Below are 21,814 nucleotides of genomic sequence, written 5' to 3'. Positions count from 1 at the left end.
TGACCGCATGGGACTGGATTTACTTATCAGCACCGGCCTGTTTATGCATCTGGAAGGCCAGCGAGATATGGGCGAACTCGATCAGGATATCCTGCGTGCCGCCATTGAAAGTGCTAAACGAGTTACCGGTGCGCACCACCAGACGCGGCGGGAACAACCAGCTGAGGAAAGGGATACCTATCATCTTCGCACTGCGCACATCGCGCCATTCGACCTGCCGGTTATACAGCCAGGTTTGCGTGATGCCCTTGTCATCGATGGTGATGGTTGAGCGCAGGAACCAATAGTAGCTGACCACCAGCATAACAGCAGCACCAAACAACAGGACTTTGACACTGAGGCCATACTCCAGCAGCGGAAAGCGTCGCGTGATATCGATCGCGTAAACAAACAGGCTGATCGAAAAAACGCTGGCCAAAATCTTGAACCACAAACTGTAGGCCGGGCCGGTGACGGTTTTTTCCGGCTTGTAGAAATTCATTGTCATATTATTACTGATCGATTCATGGACGTGGCGGCATCATCGCACATCTGCCCGCCACAGTCGAAATTACCGTACAACCGGATCGCGCAACGCAGCCCGGCGCGCGATGATGTTGCGCCAGATTTGCCGCCGCCCCTCGTGCTCGACCGCACCCCATACCGTGATCTCGTCTATGGTACGCATGCAGCCGCTGCAATAGCTCGTGCGGGCATCCACCCGGCAGATACCTATGCAGGGCGACGGTAATGGTGTTGCATCGATATCGAGATAAGAGATCAGGACGTCGAGATCTTCAGGGCGCGCAGGTTTTCGGCGCATAGGGCGGATACCGGAGGTTGGCAGATAGCCGCAAGTATAAACGGCTGCCGACCACGAGTGGCAGGCAGCCGTCTGAATGACGCAATACCGCAATACTAATTAAGCAGCGAGTGCTACCGGCATCGAAGGACGCAGCAAGACCGGGATCGACTTCGAGGTAGGGGTATTGCAGACATCACCGACGCTGTTGAGCGGCACCAGTGGATTGGTCTCCGGATAGTAAGCACCAATACAACCGCGCGGAATATCATACTCAACCAGCAGGAAGCGATTCGCATGACGTTCTATGCCATCGTCCCACACCGTACTCATATCCACCCAGTCACCAGCCTTGTAGCCCAGCATCAGCAAATCTTCAGGGTTAATGAAGACCACACGACGCTGACCGAAGACACCGCGATAACGATCATCCATCGCGTAGATCGTCGTGTTGTACTGATCGTGCGAACGGGTGGTCATCAGTGTCATCAGCTGTTCACCATGTTGTTGCTTCGCGCGGCGGATAGGCGTGTCTTGCTGAATATTGTGCACGATGAAATTCGCTTTGCCGGTATCAGTCAGCCACTCACGTTCACGCGAAGCTACACGCAGGTGGAAACCACCTGGTTGCGCTATGCGTTCATTGTAGTTTTCAAAGCCGTCGAGCACGCTTTCTATCGCATCGCGCACCAGCGAATAATCTGCCGCGTAGCCCAGCCAATTTACCTTCTCCGAGCCCAGCGTCGCATGGGCGATGTTGGCGACAATCGCAGTTTCCGACATCAGATTTTTCGATGCTGGCGTATTCATGCCGTAAGAGATGTGCACCATGCTCATCGAGTCTTCTACCGTCACGCCTTGCGCCACACCATTCTGCTTGTCGATCTCGGTACGACCGAGCGTAGGCAGGATGAGGGCATCGGTGCCATGTATCAGATGGCTGCGATTCAGTTTGGTAGTGATGTGCACCGTCAGATTGCACGAACGCAGTGCATCAAAGGTACGCGGTGTATCCGGCGTCGCCATAGCGAAGTTACCGCCCAGGCCGATGAATACTTTCACGTGGCCTTCCAGCATTTCATGGATGGTTTCAACCACGTCATAGCCGTGACCGCGTGGTGGTTCAAAGTTGAATACCTTGCCCAGGCTGCTAAGGAATTCCTGCGATGGCTTTTCTTCGATGCCGACAGTGCGGTTGCCCTGCACATTCGAATGACCACGCACCGGGCACAGGCCGGCACCTTCGCGACCGATATTCCCACGCATCATCATCAGGTTGGACAGCATATGCACCGTCTGCACCGAGTTCTTGTGCTGGGTGATGCCCATGCCCCAGGTGGCGATCACGCGTTTACCGTTGACATAGATACGGCTCAGTTTTTCGATATCGTCACGCGACACGCCAGACTCATCGACCAGCTCCTGCCAGTCCTGCATGCGCAGGTCCGCTGCAAAAGCGTCAAAGCCTGCGCAGTGTTCTGCTATGAATGCAGTATCCAGCACGCGTTCGCTGCCCAGTGCGACGGCTTCATCATCCAGTTCCAGCGTGCGCTTGGCAACGCCTTTGATCAAAGCAAAGTCGCCACCCAGTTTAGGCTGGATGAAAGTCGATGCAATCTTGGTGCTCGACAAGGTCAGCATTTCCACCACGCTTTGCGGATCGGCAAAACGTTCAAGGCCGCGTTCACGCAAAGGATTGATGGAAACGATCACTGCACCACGTTTCGAGCATTCACGCAATTCACCCAGCATGCGAGGATGGTTGGTCGCAGGGTTCTGACCGAAAATGAGCAAAGTATCTGCGTGTTCGAAGTCATCCAGCGTCACCGTACCCTTACCGACGCCTACCGTAGAAGGCAAGCCGCGGCTGGTCGCTTCGTGACACATATTCGAACAGTCAGGGAAGTTGTTGGTGCCGAACATACGCACAAACAATTGATATACGAAAGCCGCTTCATTACCGGCACGCCCCGAAGTATAAAAAGCAGCCTGGTGCGGATTGTCCAGTGTATGCAAATGCGATGCGATCAGTTTGTACGCATCATCCCAGCTGACAGGTACGTATTTGTCAGTCTTCGCGTCGTAACGCATAGGATCGGTCAGGCGACCGTGTTGCTCGAGCTCGTAGTCGGATTGCTCCAGCAAGGCCGCTACAGTGTTCTTTTCAAAGAAGGCAGGTGTTACGCGTTTGCTGGTCGCTTCCGCCGCAACTGCCTTCACACCATTTTCACAAAACTCAAATGTCGATGCGTGCTGACGGTCCGGCCACGCACAGCCGGGACAATCAAAACCTTCCGGCTGGTTCTGTTTGAACAGCGTACGATATTTACCGCCGGCGACTTTCTCCTTGATCATATTGATGGCGACATACTTCACCGCACCCCAGCCACCGGCCGGATGATCATAGGTTTCTATAGTGCCTTGCGACTTCGACTTTTCCACGTTTGCTTTCCTTTGCCCGGGCCCACCGCCACGCAGATAGTTCATGCATGATCACCTTGTGTACCACCTGAATGAAGCTTAGGACTACATGTGATTGCGCGAAGCGTACACATTGATATCAATAAAAAGAGTACAGTTTGAATAGCGACAAATCTGTGCTTTGTTTGGCGCTTGAAGAAACAGCAAAAATCCTTGGTAACCCGCATGAACACTAGGATATTTTGCAAATGAATATGACTCATTACAGGCGAAAAAATTAACATGACGAGTAGCAGGGGCATTTGTGAAGCTGTATGAAAAGCTGGCAAAAGATATCGAAGAACTGATCGAGAACGGTGTGTTCCGACCAGGTGAACGCCTGCCGTCAATACGCCAGACCAGTCAGCATCATCGCCTCAGCATCACCACCGTCGTGCATGCATTCCTGCTACTGGAAAGCAAAGGCGTGATTGAAAGTCATCCGCAATCGGGTTACTTCGTGCGCGTGCCACCGCAGTCGGCCAACGGCAAAGTACAGCAGGAATTACGCACCTCACAACCGCTGGCGATCTCGTCGCAAGTCGATGTCAGTCATCTGGTGCTATCGACCTTGCGTTCAATTACCAACGATGCCGTACCACTCGGCTCGCCTTACCCTGATCCCAGTCTGTTCCCGTCAGAAAAAATCAATCGCTATGCATACGGCATCACGCGACGACAAACCAAGTGGGGTGTAACCGACGCCTTGCCACCCGGCCATCCGGACCTGATACGGCAAATCGCCAGACGTTATCTGGAAAACGGCAGTGCGATCGATCCGAATGAAATCGTCGTCACGGTCGGCGCCACTGAAGCTATCAATCTTTGTTTGCAGGCCGTCGGCAAGGCGGGTGATATCGTCGCGGTCGAATCGCCAACCTTTTATGCGATGTTGCACGCGATCGAACGTATGGGCATGCGCGCGATAGAAGTCGCCACCCATCCGCGCGAGGGTATAGACCTGGCAGCGCTGGAAGAAATACTCGACCAGCATGAGATCGCCGCCTGCATGGTGATGCCCAACTTCCAGAACCCGCTCGGCTTTCAGATGCCGGATGAAAAAAAACGCGCACTGGTCGAACTGATTACCAGGCGCCAGGTGCCTGTCATCGAGAATGATGTCTACAACGAGTTGTACTTCGGTGATGCGCATCCGACTTCGCTCAAGTCTTACGATACCGAAGGCCTGGTGCTGCACTGTGCATCTTTTTCAAAGAGCCTGACTTCGGCTTACCGCATAGGCTGGGCAATGCCGGGACGTTATCGCGACCAGGTGGAGAAGCTGAAATTCCTGAATACGCTGACCACACCGACCATTCCGCAACTGGCGATCGCCGAATATCTGGAGCACGACGGCTACGAACATCATCTGCGCCATATCCGGAAAATCTATGCTCAGCAGGCAAACATTATGCGTGCTGCCGTCACACGCTTCTTCCCGGAAGGAACGCAGACCTCAGAGCCGAAGGGCGGTTATGTGCTGTGGGTGGAGCTGCCGTCACAAGTCAATTCGATGAAACTGTATGAGCTGGCATTGCAGGCCGGCATCACCATCGGTCCCGGCTATATGTTCTCTGCCACCAACGGTTACAGCAACTTCATCCGCCTGAACTACAGCTATCCGTGGTCGGCCAGCATAGAAGATGCGCTCAGGACCATAGGTAAGCTGGCCAGTGACTGCATACGCCAGGCGGAACGCGCGGTTGCCGCGCGCGCACGCGAAAACTATAATACCTAGAACTCATTTCACAAATACCCGTGAGATGCGTTCTAACGGCAGCCCTGATGCTGCCGTGCGCATGACGCTCCACAGAGAGCGCAGCGGAGACGGGATGTCCGATGCAGGATTCCTCGCATGCCAGCGGGGCCGGACATCAGCACATGTGCATTAAAAGGAAGCCTTTCATCATGGTGAACGCAAGCGCGCAACACGAGGACGATCTGGATCCGATCAAAGTCACCATCCTGCGGCACTTATGGGAAGCGTCGCAAGAGAGCGATGGCAAAGCATGGTCGCTGGCCAAACTCAGCAAACGCACATGCGTCCCCATGAGTACCTTGCGCCGTACACTAAGCGAGTTTGAAGATGCCGGTATCGTTGAAGTGACGAATCATGAAGACGGTCGTATCTTTGCAGCACTCAATGACACTGGCATAGAACTCTTCCCTACGCTATTCAGCACGCAATAGCGCTCAAGCCGGGCTGGCAACATCCGGTAGCAACTGCCAGATCCACATCTGACCATTTTCCGCATCGTCGGACACACCGGTAAACTGAAAACCGAATTTCGTCAGTATCGCGTTCGACGCATTTTCTTCATTCGCTGTATGCGCAATCACTGTCAGGCGCGGTTGCGCGGCTTGTGCGATGAGCAGTAATTGCTGCACCATCGCCGTGGCCACACCCTGTCCTTCGTAGTCAGGGAAGGTGATATAACCGATCTCTACCTTGCCATCCTGCGGCGGCGCCTTGAAGGCGCACGCACCCACCAGCTTGCGCTCCCTCTGCGCGAGGTAACCCAGCCAGGGCGGAGCAAATCCTGCATCCGCATACAAACGTGTAGTCGCTGCACACACTTGCCGTGCAATGTCGCTTAGTACGCCGACCTTGCCCACCGGTTTTCCGTGCACATTAATTTGAATCAAATCGATATCAGACATGGCTGGGATTCCGCTCACTGTTTGTAAGCGTCACGTAAGAAAAAACACAGCGACGATCACGCGTTGAAAAATATTTGAGTTATTTAATCAGAATAACTGCAACGCCACAAACGCGACTTTGTGACATCGAAGCGCTCGCCATCTTGGTGCATGTAAGTTCCGTGCAAGCTTTCGTTTGCTACTTTTCAGAGTTGGAAAAATATCGTGTTTTCCCTATGAAACACGCTCTTGTTTTCATCTGAAAATTTCGACAAAAAGTGCAAGAAAAAATATCTCGGGCATCAGCCATCAACATTTAACACATATGATTTTTTAATAGCGATTTCAAAAAACAGCGTGAAAAAAAACAGGCTACTTGTTGCGATGCAACTTGACATATGCATACGAAAGCGCATTCTACTCACGTCAGTACTGCCGCCATTAAAAATCAATGGATGCTACCTGTCGGTTGATGAATCAAAGTGATTTCTAAAAAATATAAAAGGAGATACACAATGAAGAAGAGCCACAAGCAGAATCAGACGACTACCTCCTCCCGCCGTAAATTCCTGGGGACCGCAACAACCGCAAGCGCAGCAGCCGCACTTAGCTTCCCGATGATTTCGACAGCACAGACTGTCACCCAGATGCGCTTCCAGAGCACCTGGCCTAGCAAAGATATTTTCCACGAGTATGCACAGGACTTCGCCAAGAAGGTCAATGACATGACCGGTGGCGAACTCAAGATTGAAGTTTTACCTGCAGGCGCCGTAGTGCCAGCCTTCGGCCTGCTGGATGCGGTATCGAAAGGTACACTCGACGGCGGCCACGGTGTGATGGGCTACAACTACGGCAAACAAAGCGCAATCGCATTATGGACATCCGGTCCGGTCTTCGGCATGGATGCGAACATGGTGCTGGCATGGCATAAATACGGCGGCGGTAAAGAACTGCTGGAGAAACTCTATACCTCCATCGGCGCCAACGTCACCTCCTTCCTGACCGGTCCGATGCCGACCCAGCCTCTCGGCTGGTTCAAAAAGCCGATCACCAAGAAGGAAGATCTGCAAGGCCTGAAGTTCCGTACCAACGGCCTCGCGATTGATTTGTTTACCGCGATGGGTGCAGCGGTGAATGCACTGCCAGGCGGCGAGATCGTACCGGCCATGGACCGCGGCCTGCTGGACGGCGCTGAGTTCAACAATGCCAGCTCTGATCGTGTACTTGGCTTCCCTGACGTTTCCAAAGTCTGCATGCTGCAAAGCTTCCATCAAAGTTCCGAGCAGTTCGAAATCACCTTCAATAAAACCAAGTACGAAGGACTGCCGCCGAAGATGAAGGCCATCATCGCGAATGCGGTAGAGGCTTCGTCAGCAGATATGTCATGGAAAGCCATCGACCGCTATTCGAAAGATTATCGCGAGATGCAAACCAAGGATGGTGTCAAATTCTACAAAACGCCAGACGCCATACTGCAAACACAACTCACCATCTGGGATGATGTCGTCGCCAAGAAAGGGGCTGACAATGCATTGTTCAAAGAAGTCGAGAAGTCACAAAGAACCTTCGCCGAACGTGCCATGAAGTGGGACATGGACACCAATAATAACAGGCGCATGGCATACAACCATTACTTCGCCCGCACCGCTCCGAAGAAAGCCTAAGCGGCATCGATCGCGTTTTCTACGACACCATCCAAGGCATCGGATGGTGTTTTATTAAGCGCAGACAAAGGTCGCATTTGCGACTACATCCCCTGTCTTTGAATCGGAGCCTTTATGCAGAATCTTTTATTTTTCATCGACAAGGTCAGCAGTTGGGTAGGTCAATTATTTTCCTGGCTTATCGTCATTTTGACCTTTCTCATTTCGTGGGAAGTGTTCGCACGCTATGCGCTGAACAGTCCTAATCCCTGGTCCTTTGACCTGATGATCATGGCCTACGGCACTGCCTTCATGATGGCGGGTGCATACACGCTGGCAAAAAACGGACATGTCCGTGGCGACGTGCTGTACGGCTTTTTCCCACCGCGACTACAAGCCGGGCTGGACCTGACCTTGTACTTTGTTTTCTTTATTCCCGGTGTCATCGCACTGGTATGGGCTGGCTATACCTATGCCGCGGAATCGCTAGCCATCAAGGAACATTCGACACTTACAGCGAACGGCCCACCGCTCTATCCGTTCAAGATGGTGATTCCGGTCTCGGGTGTGCTTCTGCTGATGCAAGGTGTGGTTGAGATCATCCGTTGCATCATTTGCCTGAAAGAAGGCGAATGGCCTTCGCGTGAAAAAGACGTGGAAGAAGTGGACGTAGATAAACTCAAGGCGATGGTACATGTAAAAGATAAAGACATCGCCGACGCTGACCGGCTCATCGTCAACAACACAGGGGGTAAGCCATGAGGAAAGAAGTCTGGTTCGGCCTGTCCATCCTGATTGCCATTGTTATCGGCTTGTTCGTCCTGATGCCATCACCCGAACATATGACCAACGGTCATCTGGGCTTACTGATGCTGGCACTGGTGGTCGTTGCCATTATGCTGGGTTTCCCTACCGCGTTTACGCTGATGGGCATGGGCGTCATGTTTGCATGGTTCGCCTTCTATAGTCGGGACCCCAATCTTGCCACGCAGCAGACGCTGGATCTGATGGTGCAGCGAGCTTATTCGGTCATGGCTAATGACGTGTTGATCTCCATACCGCTATTTATCTTCATGGGATATCTGGTCGAGCGTGCCAACCTGATCGAAAAACTGTTCAAGAGCCTGCATATCGCCATGGCACGGGTTCCTGGCTCGCTGGCGGTCGCTACCATTGTTACCTGCGCCGTATTTGCAACGGCCACGGGTATCGTTGGTGCGGTCGTCACGCTGATGGGCTTGCTCGCCTTGCCGGCCATGCTGAAGGCCGGTTACAGCACTCAGCTGTCAGCAGGTGCAATCACTGCCGGCGGCTGCCTGGGCATCTTGATCCCGCCCTCGGTCTTGCTGATTGTGTATGGTGCGACCGCAGGTGTATCGGTAGTCAAACTGTATGCCGGCGCTTTCTTCCCCGGCATCATGTTGGCCGCTCTGTACATAGGTTATGTGATCGTACTGGCGAAACTGAAACCCAGCGTGGCCCCGCCATTGTCTGCCGCGGAACGTCATGTTGACCTGCCAGCTTACGCGGAAAAAATCTCCACCTCCGTCAGCAACAATGTATTGCCCGGCCTAATAGGTGCACTCAAGGGACGTCGCAATGCAGATGTCTCCACCCGTACCTTGCTCTCGCAACTGGGCATAGCGCTATTGCCTGCGCTGGCATTCGCACTCGTCATGGGAACCACCTATCGTCTGGTGACTACACCGGAAGCAGCTCCGGTCGAAATCATGGAGATGGGTATAGGAGCAGAAGAGAGCGCTACTGAATCCGGCTCCCTCAATGATGGCTTCGGTGAACCTCCGGCAGAAGGTGGCCTCAGCGAACCCCCGGTAGAAAACGCAGCGGCAAGCACGACAGAAGCTGCAGCTGCGAGTGCGCCAACGGCACCGACTGCACCAGCCACGCCACAAGCTAAGGCTGCGCCGCAGAGCTACTGGATCGCATTCGGCATAGGCTTCGCAGCGATGATCGTGTTCTACGCCTTCTTCACCTTTGCCCGGCTGGAGATCTTCAAGATGTTGCTGGGCTCATTATTTCCGCTCGCCTTCATGATACTGGCGGTGCTGGGCAGCATCGTATTCGGCCTGGCAACCCCAACTGAAGCGGCGGCCATGGGTGCATTCGGCGGCATCGTGCTGGCAGCCTGCTACCGTCGCTTTAATTTCGGCATGCTGAAAGAGTCGGCTTACCTGGCAACCAAAACCAGTGCCATGGTGTGTTGGCTCTTCGTCGGTTCCAGTATCTTCTCCGCTTCCTTTGCACTACTGGGTGGGCAAGAGATCATCAACGACTGGGTACTGTCGCTGGATATGACGCCACTGCAATTCATGATACTGGCGCAAATCATTATCTTCTTGCTGGGCTGGCCGCTGGAATGGACGGAGATCATCGTGATCTTCATGCCTATCTTTATTCCGCTGCTGGCGCACTTTGATATCGATCCGCTGTTCTTTGGTTTGCTGGTGGCGATGAATTTGCAAACAGCATTCCTGTCACCGCCAGTCGCAATGTCGGCCTTTTACTTGAAAGGCGTCGCACCTGCGCACGTGACACTGAATCAGATATTCCTTGGCATGATGCCCTTCATGGCGATACAGATCGTTGCACTCATCCTGCTTTACATGTTCCCGGCCATTGGTTTGTGGCTGCCGAACATACTGTATAACTAAGCAGGCGCATGACAAAAAACGGGATGTCAGCCCTGGCTGCATCCCGTTTTTTATTGCCCGGCCTGAAACAGGCCTAGCCGCAACTTGCTCCGCGCGTGGCCGCGATCGCATTACCGGCGCGACTGACAGCCTTGCGTCCCAGTTTGTTGGAAATGAATTGCCCGGCATCGACCACCATATCGAAATCGATACCGGTCTCTATGCCCAGCCCCCGCATCATGTACAGCACATCTTCCGTCGCCACATTACCGGTCGCGCCTTGGGCATAAGGACAACCGCCGAGGCCTGCCACTGATGCGTGATAAATCGTGATGCCGACTTCCAGGCTCGCATAAATATTCGCCAGCGCCTGGCCGTAGGTGTCGTGGAAGTGACCGGACAAACGGTCGATAGGGAATTCCTCTATCGCACGCTGCATCACTGTTTGTACATGCCGTGGTGTGGCCACGCCTATGGTGTCGGCAATATCGATTTCATCACAGCCCAGTTCACGCAACTGGCGCACCACATCGGCCACGCTATCAGCTGTCACCTCGCCCTGATACGGGCAACCGAAAGCGCAGCTCAAGGCACCACGCAAGCGCAGATTATGTTGCTTGGCCGCCTGCGCGACATCACGGAAACGGGCGATTGATTCGGCGATAGAACAATTGATATTCTTTTGCGAAAAAGCTTCCGATGCCGCGGCAAAGATCACCACTTCATCGACGCCTGCCGCCAGCGCCGCTTCGAAGCCCTTCATATTCGGCACCAGCGCCGAGTACAGCGTACCCGGGCGTCGTGTAATGCCCGCCATCACTTCGGATGAAGTCGCCATCTGCGGCACCCACTTCGGCGACACAAAGGATGCGGCTTCGACGTTCGCAAAGCCTGCTTGCGATAAACGGTTCACCAGTTCTATCTTGGTCTCGGCGCTGATGGTTTGTGCTTCATTCTGCAAACCGTCGCGCGGCCCGACCTCGATAATTTTGACGGATGCTGGCAGTGGCTGGGCAAGATTCAATTGAGGAACCTCAACTTGGCGGTGGAAGGAAAAACGGCCGGTCGAAAGTATCAACCGGCCGCATCAATTTCAAAAGTTACTAATTACGACGGCGTTACATCGCAGCGCGCATCGATAGCGGTGCTGCGGGTATGCATGCCGAGTTTTTCCAGCAAGTCCTGATCAGCCATCGCTTCAGGATTACCGGTAGTCAGCAATTTGTCGCCGTAGAAAATCGAGTTTGCACCAGCGACAAAGCACAGTGCCTGGATCGCTTCACCCATTTCGCGACGACCTGCGGACAAACGTACACGTGCTTTAGGCATGGTGATACGCGCGACCGCAACGGTACGCACGAACTCCAGCGGATCGATCGCTTCAGTACCGTGCAAAGGCGTACCTTCAACCTGCACCAGGTTATTCACCGGTACTGATTCAGGGTAAGGATCCATATTGCACAATTGCGCGATCAGGCCGGCGCGTTGCAGACGCGATTCACCCATGCCGACGATACCGCCGCAGCAGACTTTGATACCGGCACCGCGCACACGACCCAGCGTGTCGATACGATTCTGGTAATCACGGGTCGAGATCACGTTCGAGTAAAACTCGGGCGCGGTGTCCAGATTGTGGTTGTAGTAATCGAGACCGGCGTTTTTCAGTTTCTCTGCCTGGCCTTCGCCCAGCATGCCGAGCGTAGCGCACGTTTCCAGGCCCATGGCCTTCACTTCACGCACCATCTCTTCGACTTTTTCCAGATCGCGGTCTTTCGGTTCGCGCCATGCTGCACCCATGCAGAAACGGGTTGCGCCGTGTGCCTTGGCTTCACGCGCAGCGGTCAGGACTTCTTCCAGCGGCAGGATTTTTTGTGCGGTCACGCCGGTGTCGTAGCGCGCAGCTTGCGGGCAGTAGCCGCAATCTTCAGGGCAGCCGCCGGTTTTGATCGACAACAGGGTCGCCAACTCAACTTCGGTCGGATCGAAGTTTTCACGATGCACGGTTTGTGCACGGAACATCAATTCATTGAACGGCAGGTTGAACAAGGCCAGCACATCGTCCACTGGCCAGGCAGTAGGAACGATAGGCTTTACAGGCTCTTGGAATGTTACTGGTTGCGACGACATCGAAAAACTCCTGACTAAAATTTAAATCGGGTATTCGCCAGATCAGGCCTGAGGCCAGTTCGGCAAACACGAAAAATCCAGATACGAAGCAGCAGCGGCGGGCAGCGGTGCCGACAAGCGCGGCACACAACCCAGCAGCGGCGCGGACAAACGCGCGCGTAATGCTTCGACATTATCCTCGGCAAACGGCATGGCGGCATCTACTGTATTTGCCACCCAGCCGACCAGCTTCAGGCCGCGTGCAGCAATCGCATCGGCGGTCAATAAAGCATGATTCAGGCATCCCAGCCGCAGCCCGACCACCATTATGACGGGCAAAGCCAGTTCCTGGGCTAAATCCGCAGTATCCGCATGATCAGACAAAGGCACGCGAAAACCGCCTACGCCCTCGACCACCACCGCATCCGCCATCTCACGCACCTGCGCATAACAGCTCTTAATATGCGCGATATCTATAGCAACGCCTTGCAACTCCGCAGAAACGTGCGGCGCGCAGGCTTCATTCAGCAAATACGGCGTCGCCAATTCGCGCGGCAAAACCACATTTGCAGCCTGCGCCAGCGCGTCAGCGTCGTCATTGTGCCAGACCTGACCCTCACTTGTCTGAATTGGCGTGGCGCCGGCCGCCACACTTTTGATCGCCGCCGCCCGCACCCCTTGTTGCACCAGGGCATGTAACAAGGCGGTGGAAATCATGGTTTTACCGATTTCGGTATCGGTTCCGGTCACAAAACAATTAAAAGTAGCAGCCATTTTTATCCTCGGAGTTCCAGTTGCTGCAGCGCCTCGACCAATCGCGTCACTTCAGCCGCAGTATGCGCCGCCGACAAGGTCACGCGCAGGCGCGCCGTATTGGCAGGCACGGTAGGCGGCCGGATCGCCGGTACCCACAAACCTTGTTCATATAAAGCGGCGGCGATCTTCATCGCCTCATCGTTGGCACCGATGATGACAGGCTGGATCGCGGTATCCGACGCCAGCGCCTGCCAGCGTTGCGGCTGCAACGCACCGCGCCATTGCGCGATTAGTGTTTGCAGGTGTGCACGCCGTTCGCTGCCTTCCGCACCTTCTATGATATCCAGGCTGGTCAGCAAGGCATGCGCAATCGCTGGTGGCGCCGCGGTGGTGTAGATATATGGCCGCGCACGTTGCACCAGCCATTCGATCACGCTCTTGTGGGCGGCGACGAATGCACCGGCCACACCGGCTGCCTTGCCTAGCGTCCCCATATACACCAGGTTGGGCGAGCTCAATGCATAGTGTTCCAGCACACCGCGACCATGCTCACCGAGCACGCCAAAACCATGCGCATCATCGACTACCAGCCATGCATCATGCTGTTCGCATAAAGCCAATAACTGCGGCAAGTCAGCGAGATCGCCATCCATGCTGAACACGCTATCGGTCACCACCATCTTGTTACTGGCAGTACTCGCCGCCAGCAGGCTGGCAAGTCGGGTGAGGTCGCCGTGCGGATAAACCTGCACATTGGCGCGCGACAAACGTGCGCCATCTATCAGCGACGCATGATTCAGTGATTCAGAAAACAGGTCGGCACCGCTGCCGGACAAGGCGCTGAGGATGGCGATATTCGCCATATAGCCAGTGCAGAAATACAGTGCGCGCGCATCGGCAATCTGCGGCGCGACGAACTCTGCCAGGCGCTCTTCCAGCTCGGCATGCGCTCGGCTGTGACCACTGATCAGATGCGAAGCACCGCTACCGGCACCATACAGGCTGGCACCTTCCTGCAAGGCATTCACGATGCGCGGATGCGCCGCCAGGCCGAGATAATCATTGCTGCAGAATGCCAGCATGTCACGACCATCAAGCTGCACCCGTGGCGCGCATGGCGACTCGGTAATGCGACGACGCCGACGCAGACTTTGCGCATCGATTTGCGCGAGTTGTTGTTCCAGTCCTGCGATCAGCTTACTCATACCCGCATGACCTTTGCAAAAACGGTTTGCGTACGCGCTGCCAGTCCATCAATTTCTTCATTGCTCAGGATGTAGGGCGGCATCAGGTACACGGTGTTACCGATAGGGCGCAGCAATAATTCATGCTCGAGCGCAGTCGTGAAGAAGCGGCGCGAGAAAGTTGCCGCTGCATCTGCATCAGCTATCACCGCATCGAAAGCCCAGATCATGCCGCGTTGGCGGAAATTGCTGACTTGCGGATGCGCTGCCAGCGGCTCCAGCGCTTCGGTCAAGCGTGCCGCTTTGATGCGATTGGCATTAATCACATCATCTTCTTCAAAGATCGCCAATGTCGCCAGTGCAGCACGGCAAGCCAGAGGATTACCGGTATAGGAATGCGAATGCAGGAAGCCGCGCGTCACATCACCGTGATAGAAGGACTGATAGATGTCATCACGTGTCATCACCAGCGACAGCGGCAGGTAACCACCGCTAATACCTTTGGACAAACACAGGAAATCAGGCCAGATCGCCGCCTGCTCGCAAGCGAAGAAAGTACCGGTACGACCACAGCCCACCGCGATCTCATCCGCGATCAGATGCACCTGGTACTTGTCGCACAGTACGCGTACTTCCTGCAGATAAACCGGGTCATACATCGCCATACCGGTAGCACATTGCACCAGCGGCTCGACGATGAGGGCAGCAATATGTTTGCCACGTTCCTGCAACAGCGTTTCCAGTGCAGCGGCAGCACGACGTGCCACATCGGCAGCGGTTTCTCCGTCGCGTGCAGCACGTGCATCCGGGCTCATCACCACATGCGCATGCTGCAGCATGGAGTCGTAGGCATCACGGAAAATAGGCACATCCGTTACTGCCAGCGCGCCTATGGTTTCACCGTGATAGCTGCCTTTCAGGCAAACGAATTCACGCTTGTCAGCAAAGCCATTGTTGCGCCACGAGTGGAAGCTCATCTTCAGCGCGATCTCTACCGCCGATGCACCATCCGATGCATAGAAGCAGTGACCCAAAGCATGACCGGTACGCGCCGACAATTGTTCCGATAACTGCACCACAGGCTCATGCGTGAAGCCAGCCAGCATGGCATGTTCCAGCATATCGAGCTGGGAACGCAGCGCGCTATTGATGCGCGGATTGGCGTGGCCAAACATATTGACCCACCAGGAACTGATCGCATCCAGATAACGCTGACCATCGCTGTCGTACAGCCATGCACCGCGACCGTGGCTGACCGGCACCAGTGGCAGGGTTTCGTGATGCTGCATCTGGGTACATGGATGCCAGACGCTACGCAGGCTGCGCGCGACCAGATCGTTATCCTTATGCGGCGCTTTATTAATTGCATCCACCATTGAGTGTCTGCCTCTCTGCAATAATTTATTCGGGGAAGACGCCGTCTATATAAAACCAGCGTCCGTCTTCGCGTACGAAGCGGCTGATCTCGTGCAAGCGCTGCGCACGGCCACCGCTCTTCGAACGCGCGACAAACTCAACCGTTGCCTCATCCTGCCCGGGTACAAACTGGCGCACTTCCAGCCCCAGCCATTTGGTGGCGGCATCATGCACAAAATCGGTCAGTGGCGGCCGTGTCGATGCGTGCCAGGTTGCATGCACATAGTGCATCAGGCCCAGGGCATACGCGCTGTAGCGCGAGCGCATCAGCGCTTCGGCAGTCGGCGCGGGCGTGCCGTCGTGATACGGCTTGCAGCACGTCGCGTAATCGCCTTGGCCGCAGGGGCAAGCGGTCGTGATTGTTTTTGCCATCTTCTGTCCTGCTTGTTCAAGTTGCAATGACGTAATCCGAACGAACACCGTAGAATGACGTCATGCATTTCCGTCGGCTATTGTAGGCGCGCCTACCGGGAATGTGAATCTTATTGGCTTGATACGGGACCGCGATGAATTTGCTTGAAGCACAACTAGCCTATCCATTTGACGACACGTTGCCAGACGTTGGCAGCACATTCGAGGTAATGCCCGGCATCAAGTGGCTACGCATGGGCCTGCCCTTCGCCCTCAACCACATCAACCTGTGGCTGCTGGTCGATGAATACGAAGGTGAAAATGGCAAGGTACGCGGCTGGACCGTGATCGACTGCGGTATCTCCAACGACGCCACCTGCGCCGCCTGGGAAACCATCTTCGCCACGCAACTTGAAGGCTTGCCGATAGTGCGCGTCATCGCCACCCACTGCCACCCCGATCACGTCGGCCTGGCCGACTGGATCTGCAGTCGCTGGAAGGTGCCGCTGTGGATGACAACAGGTGAATACACCTTCGCCCGCATGATGTCCGCCGCCTTGCCCGGCGCGGACGGCACCTCGATGTTCCCGTTCTTCAAACGTCATGGCCTGGCTGATCCGCAAATGCTGGCCGAGCTGGAAGGCCGCCGCAGCTACTACCCGACGCTGGTACCTAGCGTGCCGACTTCATACATACGCATGCATGACCAGCAAAGCTTCCGCATAGGCGATCACGCCTGGCGCGTCATCACCGGCTTCGGCCACGCACCGGAACATGCGGCACTGTACTGCGCAGACCTCAACTTATTAATCTCCGGCGACATGGTGCTGCCGCGTATCTCGACCAACGTCTCGGTATTCGCGGTAGAACCAGAATCGAATCCGGTACAGCAATACCTGGACTCGCTGCTGAAATACAAAGACCTGCCGGAAGACACGCTGGTACTGCCATCACACGGCAAACCTTTCCGTGGCTTGCATACGCGCATCCAGCAATTGTTTGACCACCATGCAGCGCGACTGGAAGAAGTATTGAAAGCCTGCGTCACACCACAATCGGCAGCGGACATCGTGCCGATTATGTTTGTACGCAAGCTGGATTCACATCAACTGAGTTTCGCCCTAGGTGAGGCGCTCGCGCATTTGCACAAGCTGTGGAAGGATGGGATGTTGAAGCGGATTATTGGTGAGGATGGGGTGATTCGGTTTCAGGTTTATTAAGGCGTTAGTGAGGAAAATTGAAGTACAACGAGACAAAATATAACTGCTTACGAATGCAAGCCCAATCAGCTCGCTGTTTTACTCAATAAAAAAATAGAAGAGGTCACATGGCACTCAAAGTAATGGGTTTCGCAGACGGTGAGAACCTAGTTTATCGCTATGAAGACATGGTAAAGAATGGCGCAGTTCCTCGCGACGATGTTATTCATTTTCCGGGCCAAATTGTTTGGCACCCCGAGATGACCACCCGACATATATTTGACTATATTCGCATATCTTATTACCAGACCGTAGTTGGTGATGAGCCCAAAGTGGACAACTTAAAAAGAAGTATTTGTGATATTTGCTACGAATACAATTCAGATATAACGCACCCAACACTAGAGGTACTCAGTGCTGGATATCTGTGTCCACGCGTCTTTAAAAAGGAACACAAAGGTGCAAAATCGAAAAGCGTCGATATCAATCTGACTGTTGATATGATGCGTCATGCGACTGCAGATAGAAAAACGGATGTATTAATACTATTCAGTGGCGATGGCGACTTCCTACCTTTAGTTGAAGAAGCTGGAAAACATGGCAAACAAATCCTACTCGCAGCATTCTCGAAAGGTTTGAATAAAAATCTTAGGTTTGCAGCTGACGAGTTCATAGATTTAGATACCATCTTCTTTAAGTCAATTCCCACATCGTATTAGTTTACCTAAGAAGTTTTACGCGCCTTCCTAGGCGCATTAGCAAACAAAAAATCATAAGCCCAGTTAGGCAACAACCTAAGCACCTTAGCCACCACTCCCATCTGCCAAGGAATCACCCGATAGCTGCAGCCCGCAGCTATAGTGGCAGTAGCGACTTCAGCAAACTTCTCCACCGGCATCAAGAAGGGCATCGCGTAATCATTCACTTGCGTCATAGGTGTATCGATGTAACCAGGTGCTATCGTCACCACCTTGATCCCTGACTTCTTCAACTCCACCCGCAGCGATTCGCAGTAGCTGATGACAGCCGACTTCGACGCACTGTAAGCACCCGCACCCGGCAAGCCACGTATGCCTGCCACGCTGCCTATACCGACCAGACGGCAAGCAGTATGTCCGGCCGCAGCCTGTGCCTGCATGGTCGCAATGAAGGGTGAGAAGGTCGCCACCGTCGCTGTGACGTTGGTCGCAAACACTTGCTCAAAAACTTGCAGATCTTCCGCATACTCGGTCAGCGTCCCGCGCGAGATGCCTGCGTTCGCAATGACGATGTCTATGCCTTGCGCGTGCGCGATGAAGGCAGTCGCAGCTTCTGTCAGCGCAGCATGATCGTTGACATCCAACGCATAGATCTGATGATCAGCTGCGTGCGGCAAAGCCGCTACCAGTTGCTGCAGCATTTCGCGACGCCGCGCCACCAGCCCCAGCACTGCACCTTGCTCTGCGTATTTACGCGCCAGCGCTGCACCCAGTCCGCTGGATGCACCTGTGATGAATACGCGTTGCCGGTTTGTTGTCATGGACGTTCCCCAATAAAAAATCCGCAATCTTGCGAGTTGCGGATTTTACTCATGCTGCGATGTGCTGAGTACTCAGCACTATAAATTTACTTTGCCGATTTGGTAACCAGCCAGTCCATGACTTGCAGGGTAGCTTCGTGCAAGATGGCTTCCGGTCGGTTGCCCAGCGATGCGCCGACGATGGATGGCGAGGTGATGTAACGGCCATCGATTGCGATCATCGGTACGCCGTCAACCTTGTACGCGCCTTGCAGTTGGGTTGCGCGCTGTACTTTGGACTGAATGCCGAAAGAGTTGTAGGTTTCGGCGAATTTCTTCGTGTCTACGCCTTGCTTGGCGATGAAGTCAGCGATTTGCTTGTCGGTATCCAGCGGTTGACGCTCTACGTGGATGGCACGGAATACTTTGCCGTGCAGGGAGTTAACCCAGCCCAGTGCTTCCAGCGTGTAGTAGAGCTTTTGTTGCGGGATGAAGGAGTCGCGGAAGGCAACTGGTACACGCTTGAAGTTGATTTTATCGCCTTGCTTTTTCACCCATGCTTCGAGCGATGGTTCCAGCGCGCTGCAATGTGGGCAGGAGTACCAGAAGAATTCGGTGACTTCGACTTTCTTGCCGCTGTCGACTTGCTGGGCTTTTTCCAGTGTACGGTAATCGGTGCCATTGACCGGAGCGGTCGGCGAAGCGCCGGCGGTCGCGGCAAACAAACTCAGACTTGCGACAGCCAACAGGTGTTGAATAAAACGCATGTGATCCCTTTCAGTTATTTGCCGATGCGCACCACTGCAACATCGACGCCGTTATCAGACAGCTTGCCACGCACTCGGTTCATTGTTTCCAATTGGCCGAACGGACCGATACGCACACGGTGCAATGCACCGGTATCGGCCTGATAGGCAGAGACGCTTGCTTCGAAACCTAATAATGCCAGTTTTGCCTTCATGTTTTCTGCATCGGCACGTTCACGGAACGCGCCAGCCTGCAGATAGTAAATCCATTTCTCATCGCTTTCAGCCTTGGCTGCAGCTTCCACCTTGGCCTGGGCTTTTTCCTTGGCCAGTGTCGATTTGTCTACGACTGGCGCAACAGGTGTTGCCGGCTCAGTGGTTTCTGCTGGCTTAGGCTGCTTCTTGCCGTACAAAGGCTTGTTCGGATCGGACAGGTCGTTGGTCGCTGGCGGCAGCTGCGTCGAACGTTCCGGTTGCGCCCCGGTTTTGTTGGTGAACGGCAGCGGCGTTTTGGAAATCATCAGCGCCACACCGACCGCTATACCCAAACCGATAATCAGGCCGAGGATGAGGCCGAGCAAGGTACCGCCAGCCTGTTTTTTTAAATCTTTAGTCATAAATATCCTGTTACATGCGTGCCGGCGCAGACACACCGATCAGGGCCAGGCCGTTACGCAATACTTGTCGTGTTGCACTCATGAGGGCGATACGCGCCATCTTCAGTGCTTCATCATCTACCAATACACGTTCTGCATTGTAGTAGCTATGTAATTCGCCTGCTAAGTCACGCAGGTAGAAAGCGACCTGATGCGGGCCGAGTTCTTCCAGTGCTTTTTGCAGGGTTTCCGGATATTCGGCGAGCTTGGCCAGCAGCGCTGCTTCGCGCGGTGCGGTCAGCGGCGACAGGTCTACATTCGTCAGACTGGCTTCATCACCATCGATCCATTGTGCGAGTACCGAGCAGATACGTGCATGCGCGTACTGCACGTAGTAGACCGGGTTTTCGTCGCCCTGGGTCAATGCGATATCGACGTCGAATACGAATTCGGTATCGGCCTTGCGCGAGATGAGGAAGAAACGCACCGCATCGCGGCCACGGGTCAGGTCGCGTGTTTCGCCTTCAGCGGTTTCGCCATTCGACCATTCGATCAGGTCGCGCAAGGTGACATAGGAACCGGCGCGCTTGGAAATTTTTACTTCCTCGCCGTTACGCATGACGGTGACCATTTTGTGCAGCACGTAGTCGGGATAGCCTTGCGGGATGCCGATGTCGAGTGCCTGCAGGCCAGCGCGCACACGTGCGATGGTGCCGTGGTGATCACTGCCCTGGACGTTGATCGCTTGCGTAAAGCCACGCTGCCATTTGACGGTGTGATAAGCGACGTCCGGTACGAAGTAGGTGTAGGTACCGTCGGATTTTTTCATCACGCGATCTTTGTCATCGCGGTAGTCAGTGGTGCGCAACCACAGCGCGCCATCCTGTTCGTAGGTCTTGTCGGCCTTGATCAGCGCTTCCACGGTTTTTTCTACTTTGCCGTCAGCATAGAGCGAAGACTCGAGGTAGTAGTTGTCGAACTTGACGCCGAAGGCCTGCAAGTCCAGATCCTGCTCGCGACGCAGATAGGTCACGGAGAATTGACGTATCGATTCGATGTCGTTGATGTCGCCGCTGGCGGTAACTGGCTCGCCATTGCTGGCCGAGACTGTTTTCTTCGCCAGGAAGTCGTTCGCGATGTCCTGGATATAGTCGCCGTTGTAGGCCGATTCCGGCCAGCCTTCGACGCCCGGTTTCAAACCCTTGCCGCGTGCCTGCACCGAAGTGGCCAGGGTAGCGATCTGTACACCAGCGTCGTTGTAATAGAACTCACGGGTGACGTCATAGCCTTGCGCCTGGAACAGCGAAGACATCGCATCGCCCAATGCACCCTGGCGACCATGGCCGACGTGCAGCGGACCAGTCGGGTTGGCGGAGACGAATTCGATGATGACTTTTTTGTCATTGCCCAGATTGCTTTTGCCGAACCCGGCACCTTGCTGCAAGACGGTTTTCACCACAGCCTGGCGCGACGCTGCGGTCAGGCGCAGGTTGATGAAGCCCGGACCGGCGATGTCAGCCGATTCAATCAGGTCACGATTTGCAGGGTTATCAAGCAGGGCGGCGACCAGCGCCTGCGCTACTTCGCGTGGATTTTTCTTGAGCGGCTTGGCAATTTGCATCGCCAGGTTGCAGGCGACGTCGCCGTGGCTGGGATCGCGCGGGCGTTCCAGCGTGATGTTCGGCTGCAAATCGGTACCGGCCACCAACGGTGCGACGGCGGCTTGGAAGAGTTCGGTGAGGCGTTGTTTTTGTGCTGCGAGCATGGAGTTGTTTCTGACGGTACAA

General features: G+C 54.6%; 21 protein-coding genes. 7 read left to right on the top strand and 14 right to left on the bottom strand.

Features of this window, described 5'->3' with window-relative positions:
* Positions 1-19: 19 nt before the first annotated feature.
* From DBR37_RS03945 to DBR37_RS03935, 3 genes are all read right to left on the bottom strand, one after another.
* Entirely contained in the window at positions 20-487 is a 468-nt protein-coding gene (locus tag DBR37_RS03945) for a hypothetical protein (protein ID WP_199739024.1), read from the bottom strand.
* Between the two features lie 63 nt (positions 488-550).
* A complete protein-coding gene (locus tag DBR37_RS03940; protein ID WP_124573058.1) occupies positions 551-802 on the bottom strand; it encodes a DUF1289 domain-containing protein in 252 nt (83 codons plus the stop codon).
* Positions 803-901: 99 nt separating this feature from the next.
* Entirely contained in the window at positions 902-3,223 is a 2,322-nt protein-coding gene (locus DBR37_RS03935; protein ID WP_124573270.1) for an FdhF/YdeP family oxidoreductase, read from the bottom strand.
* 283 nt (positions 3,224-3,506) lie between these two features.
* On the opposite strand from DBR37_RS03935, the gene DBR37_RS03930 reads away from it, so the two are divergent.
* The gene (locus DBR37_RS03930; protein ID WP_124573056.1) at positions 3,507-4,979 is read left to right on the top strand and encodes a PLP-dependent aminotransferase family protein; all 1,473 of its coding nucleotides are present in this window, start codon (positions 3,507-3,509) and stop codon (positions 4,977-4,979) included.
* Between the two features lie 170 nt (positions 4,980-5,149).
* A complete protein-coding gene (locus DBR37_RS03925) occupies positions 5,150-5,431 on the top strand; it encodes a helix-turn-helix domain-containing protein (RefSeq protein WP_124573054.1) in 282 nt (93 codons plus the stop codon).
* A gap of 3 nt (positions 5,432-5,434) precedes the next feature.
* Here DBR37_RS03925 and DBR37_RS03920 read toward each other — a convergent pair whose 3' ends face one another.
* On the bottom strand, positions 5,435-5,902 hold the full coding sequence (locus DBR37_RS03920) for a GNAT family N-acetyltransferase (RefSeq protein WP_124573052.1): 468 nt from the start codon (positions 5,900-5,902) through the stop codon (positions 5,435-5,437).
* Positions 5,903-6,396: 494 nt separating this feature from the next.
* On the opposite strand from DBR37_RS03920, the gene DBR37_RS03915 reads away from it, so the two are divergent.
* The 3 genes from DBR37_RS03915 (at position 6,397) to DBR37_RS03905 (ending at position 10,196) form a co-directional block, all read left to right on the top strand.
* Entirely contained in the window at positions 6,397-7,545 is a 1,149-nt protein-coding gene (locus DBR37_RS03915) for a TRAP transporter substrate-binding protein (RefSeq protein WP_124573050.1), read from the top strand.
* A 114-nt stretch (positions 7,546-7,659) separates the two neighbouring features.
* Positions 7,660-8,286 (top strand): TRAP transporter small permease subunit, encoded by a 627-nt coding sequence (locus DBR37_RS03910; protein ID WP_124573048.1) that lies wholly within the window; start codon positions 7,660-7,662, stop codon positions 8,284-8,286.
* Positions 8,283-10,196, top strand: a complete 1,914-nt coding sequence (locus DBR37_RS03905; protein WP_124573046.1) for a TRAP transporter large permease subunit — start codon at positions 8,283-8,285, stop codon at positions 10,194-10,196. The genes DBR37_RS03910 and DBR37_RS03905 overlap by 4 nt, the downstream gene beginning before the upstream one ends.
* 73 nt (positions 10,197-10,269) lie before the next feature.
* On the opposite strand, the gene DBR37_RS03900 is transcribed toward DBR37_RS03905, so the two are convergent.
* The 6 genes from DBR37_RS03900 to DBR37_RS03875 all read right to left on the bottom strand — a co-directional run bounded on the left by DBR37_RS03900 (position 10,270) and on the right by DBR37_RS03875 (position 16,009).
* Complete coding sequence (locus DBR37_RS03900; protein WP_124573045.1) at positions 10,270-11,199, bottom strand: hydroxymethylglutaryl-CoA lyase; 930 nt, start codon at positions 11,197-11,199, stop codon at positions 10,270-10,272.
* An 83-nt stretch (positions 11,200-11,282) separates the two neighbouring features.
* Positions 11,283-12,302 carry a biotin synthase BioB gene (bioB, locus tag DBR37_RS03895; protein WP_124573043.1) on the bottom strand — a complete coding sequence of 340 codons (1,020 nt, stop codon included), beginning with the start codon at positions 12,300-12,302 and terminating at the stop codon, positions 11,283-11,285.
* A 42-nt stretch (positions 12,303-12,344) separates the two neighbouring features.
* Complete coding sequence (bioD, locus tag DBR37_RS03890; RefSeq protein WP_124573041.1) at positions 12,345-13,055, bottom strand: dethiobiotin synthase; 711 nt, start codon at positions 13,053-13,055, stop codon at positions 12,345-12,347.
* A gap of 2 nt (positions 13,056-13,057) precedes the next feature.
* Positions 13,058-14,242, bottom strand: coding sequence for an 8-amino-7-oxononanoate synthase (gene bioF / locus DBR37_RS03885; protein ID WP_124573039.1), 1,185 nt, complete (start codon positions 14,240-14,242; stop codon positions 13,058-13,060).
* Positions 14,239-15,597 (bottom strand): adenosylmethionine--8-amino-7-oxononanoate transaminase, encoded by a 1,359-nt coding sequence (bioA, locus tag DBR37_RS03880; RefSeq protein ID WP_124573037.1) that lies wholly within the window; start codon positions 15,595-15,597, stop codon positions 14,239-14,241. The genes bioF and bioA overlap by 4 nt, the downstream gene beginning before the upstream one ends.
* Before the next feature lie 25 nt (positions 15,598-15,622).
* Entirely contained in the window at positions 15,623-16,009 is a 387-nt protein-coding gene (locus DBR37_RS03875; RefSeq protein WP_124573035.1) for a YchJ family protein, read from the bottom strand.
* 134 nt (positions 16,010-16,143) lie between these two features.
* On the opposite strand from DBR37_RS03875, the gene DBR37_RS03870 reads away from it, so the two are divergent.
* Both DBR37_RS03870 and DBR37_RS03865 read left to right on the top strand, forming a co-directional pair.
* On the top strand, positions 16,144-17,208 hold the full coding sequence (locus tag DBR37_RS03870) for an MBL fold metallo-hydrolase (protein WP_124573033.1): 1,065 nt from the start codon (positions 16,144-16,146) through the stop codon (positions 17,206-17,208).
* 107 nt (positions 17,209-17,315) lie between these two features.
* Positions 17,316-17,906, top strand: a complete 591-nt coding sequence (locus tag DBR37_RS03865; protein ID WP_124573031.1) for an NYN domain-containing protein — start codon at positions 17,316-17,318, stop codon at positions 17,904-17,906.
* 5 nt (positions 17,907-17,911) lie between these two features.
* On the opposite strand, the gene DBR37_RS03860 is transcribed toward DBR37_RS03865, so the two are convergent.
* From DBR37_RS03860 to argS, 4 genes are all read right to left on the bottom strand, one after another.
* On the bottom strand, positions 17,912-18,706 hold the full coding sequence (locus tag DBR37_RS03860) for an SDR family oxidoreductase (RefSeq protein WP_124573030.1): 795 nt from the start codon (positions 18,704-18,706) through the stop codon (positions 17,912-17,914).
* 86 nt (positions 18,707-18,792) lie between these two features.
* Positions 18,793-19,452: a thiol:disulfide interchange protein DsbA/DsbL gene (locus DBR37_RS03855; RefSeq protein ID WP_124573028.1), complete on the bottom strand. Its 660-nt coding sequence runs from the start codon at positions 19,450-19,452 to the stop codon at positions 18,793-18,795.
* Positions 19,453-19,466: 14 nt separating this feature from the next.
* Positions 19,467-20,048, bottom strand: coding sequence for an SPOR domain-containing protein (locus DBR37_RS03850; RefSeq protein WP_124573026.1), 582 nt, complete (start codon positions 20,046-20,048; stop codon positions 19,467-19,469).
* A gap of 10 nt (positions 20,049-20,058) precedes the next feature.
* Positions 20,059-21,792 carry an arginine--tRNA ligase gene (argS, locus tag DBR37_RS03845; RefSeq protein ID WP_124573024.1) on the bottom strand — a complete coding sequence of 578 codons (1,734 nt, stop codon included), beginning with the start codon at positions 21,790-21,792 and terminating at the stop codon, positions 20,059-20,061.
* Between the last annotated feature and the right edge of the window lie 22 nt (positions 21,793-21,814).

The sequence above is a fragment of the Herminiimonas sp. KBW02 genome, assembly GCF_003852535.1.
GTDB lineage: Bacteria > Pseudomonadota > Gammaproteobacteria > Burkholderiales > Burkholderiaceae_D > Oxalicibacterium.
The sequence above is the reverse complement of the archived record's forward strand: the minus strand, read 5'-3'. Positions and strand labels throughout refer to the sequence as shown.

Coding starts and splice junctions, on each gene's coding strand:
- DBR37_RS03945 (WP_199739024.1), bottom strand. CDS start 487: ATGACAATGAATTTCTACAAGCCGGAAAAAACCGTCACCGGCCCGGCC.
- DBR37_RS03940 (WP_124573058.1), bottom strand. CDS start 802: ATGCGCCGAAAACCTGCGCGCCCTGAAGATCTCGACGTCCTGATCTCT.
- DBR37_RS03925 (WP_124573054.1), top strand. CDS start 5,150: ATGGTGAACGCAAGCGCGCAACACGAGGACGATCTGGATCCGATCAAA.
- DBR37_RS03920 (WP_124573052.1), bottom strand. CDS start 5,902: ATGTCTGATATCGATTTGATTCAAATTAATGTGCACGGAAAACCGGTG.
- DBR37_RS03915 (WP_124573050.1), top strand. CDS start 6,397: ATGAAGAAGAGCCACAAGCAGAATCAGACGACTACCTCCTCCCGCCGT.
- DBR37_RS03910 (WP_124573048.1), top strand. CDS start 7,660: ATGCAGAATCTTTTATTTTTCATCGACAAGGTCAGCAGTTGGGTAGGT.
- DBR37_RS03905 (WP_124573046.1), top strand. CDS start 8,283: ATGAGGAAAGAAGTCTGGTTCGGCCTGTCCATCCTGATTGCCATTGTT.
- bioB (WP_124573043.1), bottom strand. CDS start 12,302: ATGTCGTCGCAACCAGTAACATTCCAAGAGCCTGTAAAGCCTATCGTT.
- bioD (WP_124573041.1), bottom strand. CDS start 13,055: ATGGCTGCTACTTTTAATTGTTTTGTGACCGGAACCGATACCGAAATC.
- bioF (WP_124573039.1), bottom strand. CDS start 14,242: ATGAGTAAGCTGATCGCAGGACTGGAACAACAACTCGCGCAAATCGAT.
- bioA (WP_124573037.1), bottom strand. CDS start 15,597: ATGGTGGATGCAATTAATAAAGCGCCGCATAAGGATAACGATCTGGTC.
- DBR37_RS03875 (WP_124573035.1), bottom strand. CDS start 16,009: ATGGCAAAAACAATCACGACCGCTTGCCCCTGCGGCCAAGGCGATTAC.
- DBR37_RS03870 (WP_124573033.1), top strand. CDS start 16,144: ATGAATTTGCTTGAAGCACAACTAGCCTATCCATTTGACGACACGTTG.
- DBR37_RS03865 (WP_124573031.1), top strand. CDS start 17,316: ATGGCACTCAAAGTAATGGGTTTCGCAGACGGTGAGAACCTAGTTTAT.
- DBR37_RS03860 (WP_124573030.1), bottom strand. CDS start 18,706: ATGACAACAAACCGGCAACGCGTATTCATCACAGGTGCATCCAGCGGA.
- DBR37_RS03855 (WP_124573028.1), bottom strand. CDS start 19,452: ATGCGTTTTATTCAACACCTGTTGGCTGTCGCAAGTCTGAGTTTGTTT.
- DBR37_RS03850 (WP_124573026.1), bottom strand. CDS start 20,048: ATGACTAAAGATTTAAAAAAACAGGCTGGCGGTACCTTGCTCGGCCTC.
- argS (WP_124573024.1), bottom strand. CDS start 21,792: ATGCTCGCAGCACAAAAACAACGCCTCACCGAACTCTTCCAAGCCGCC.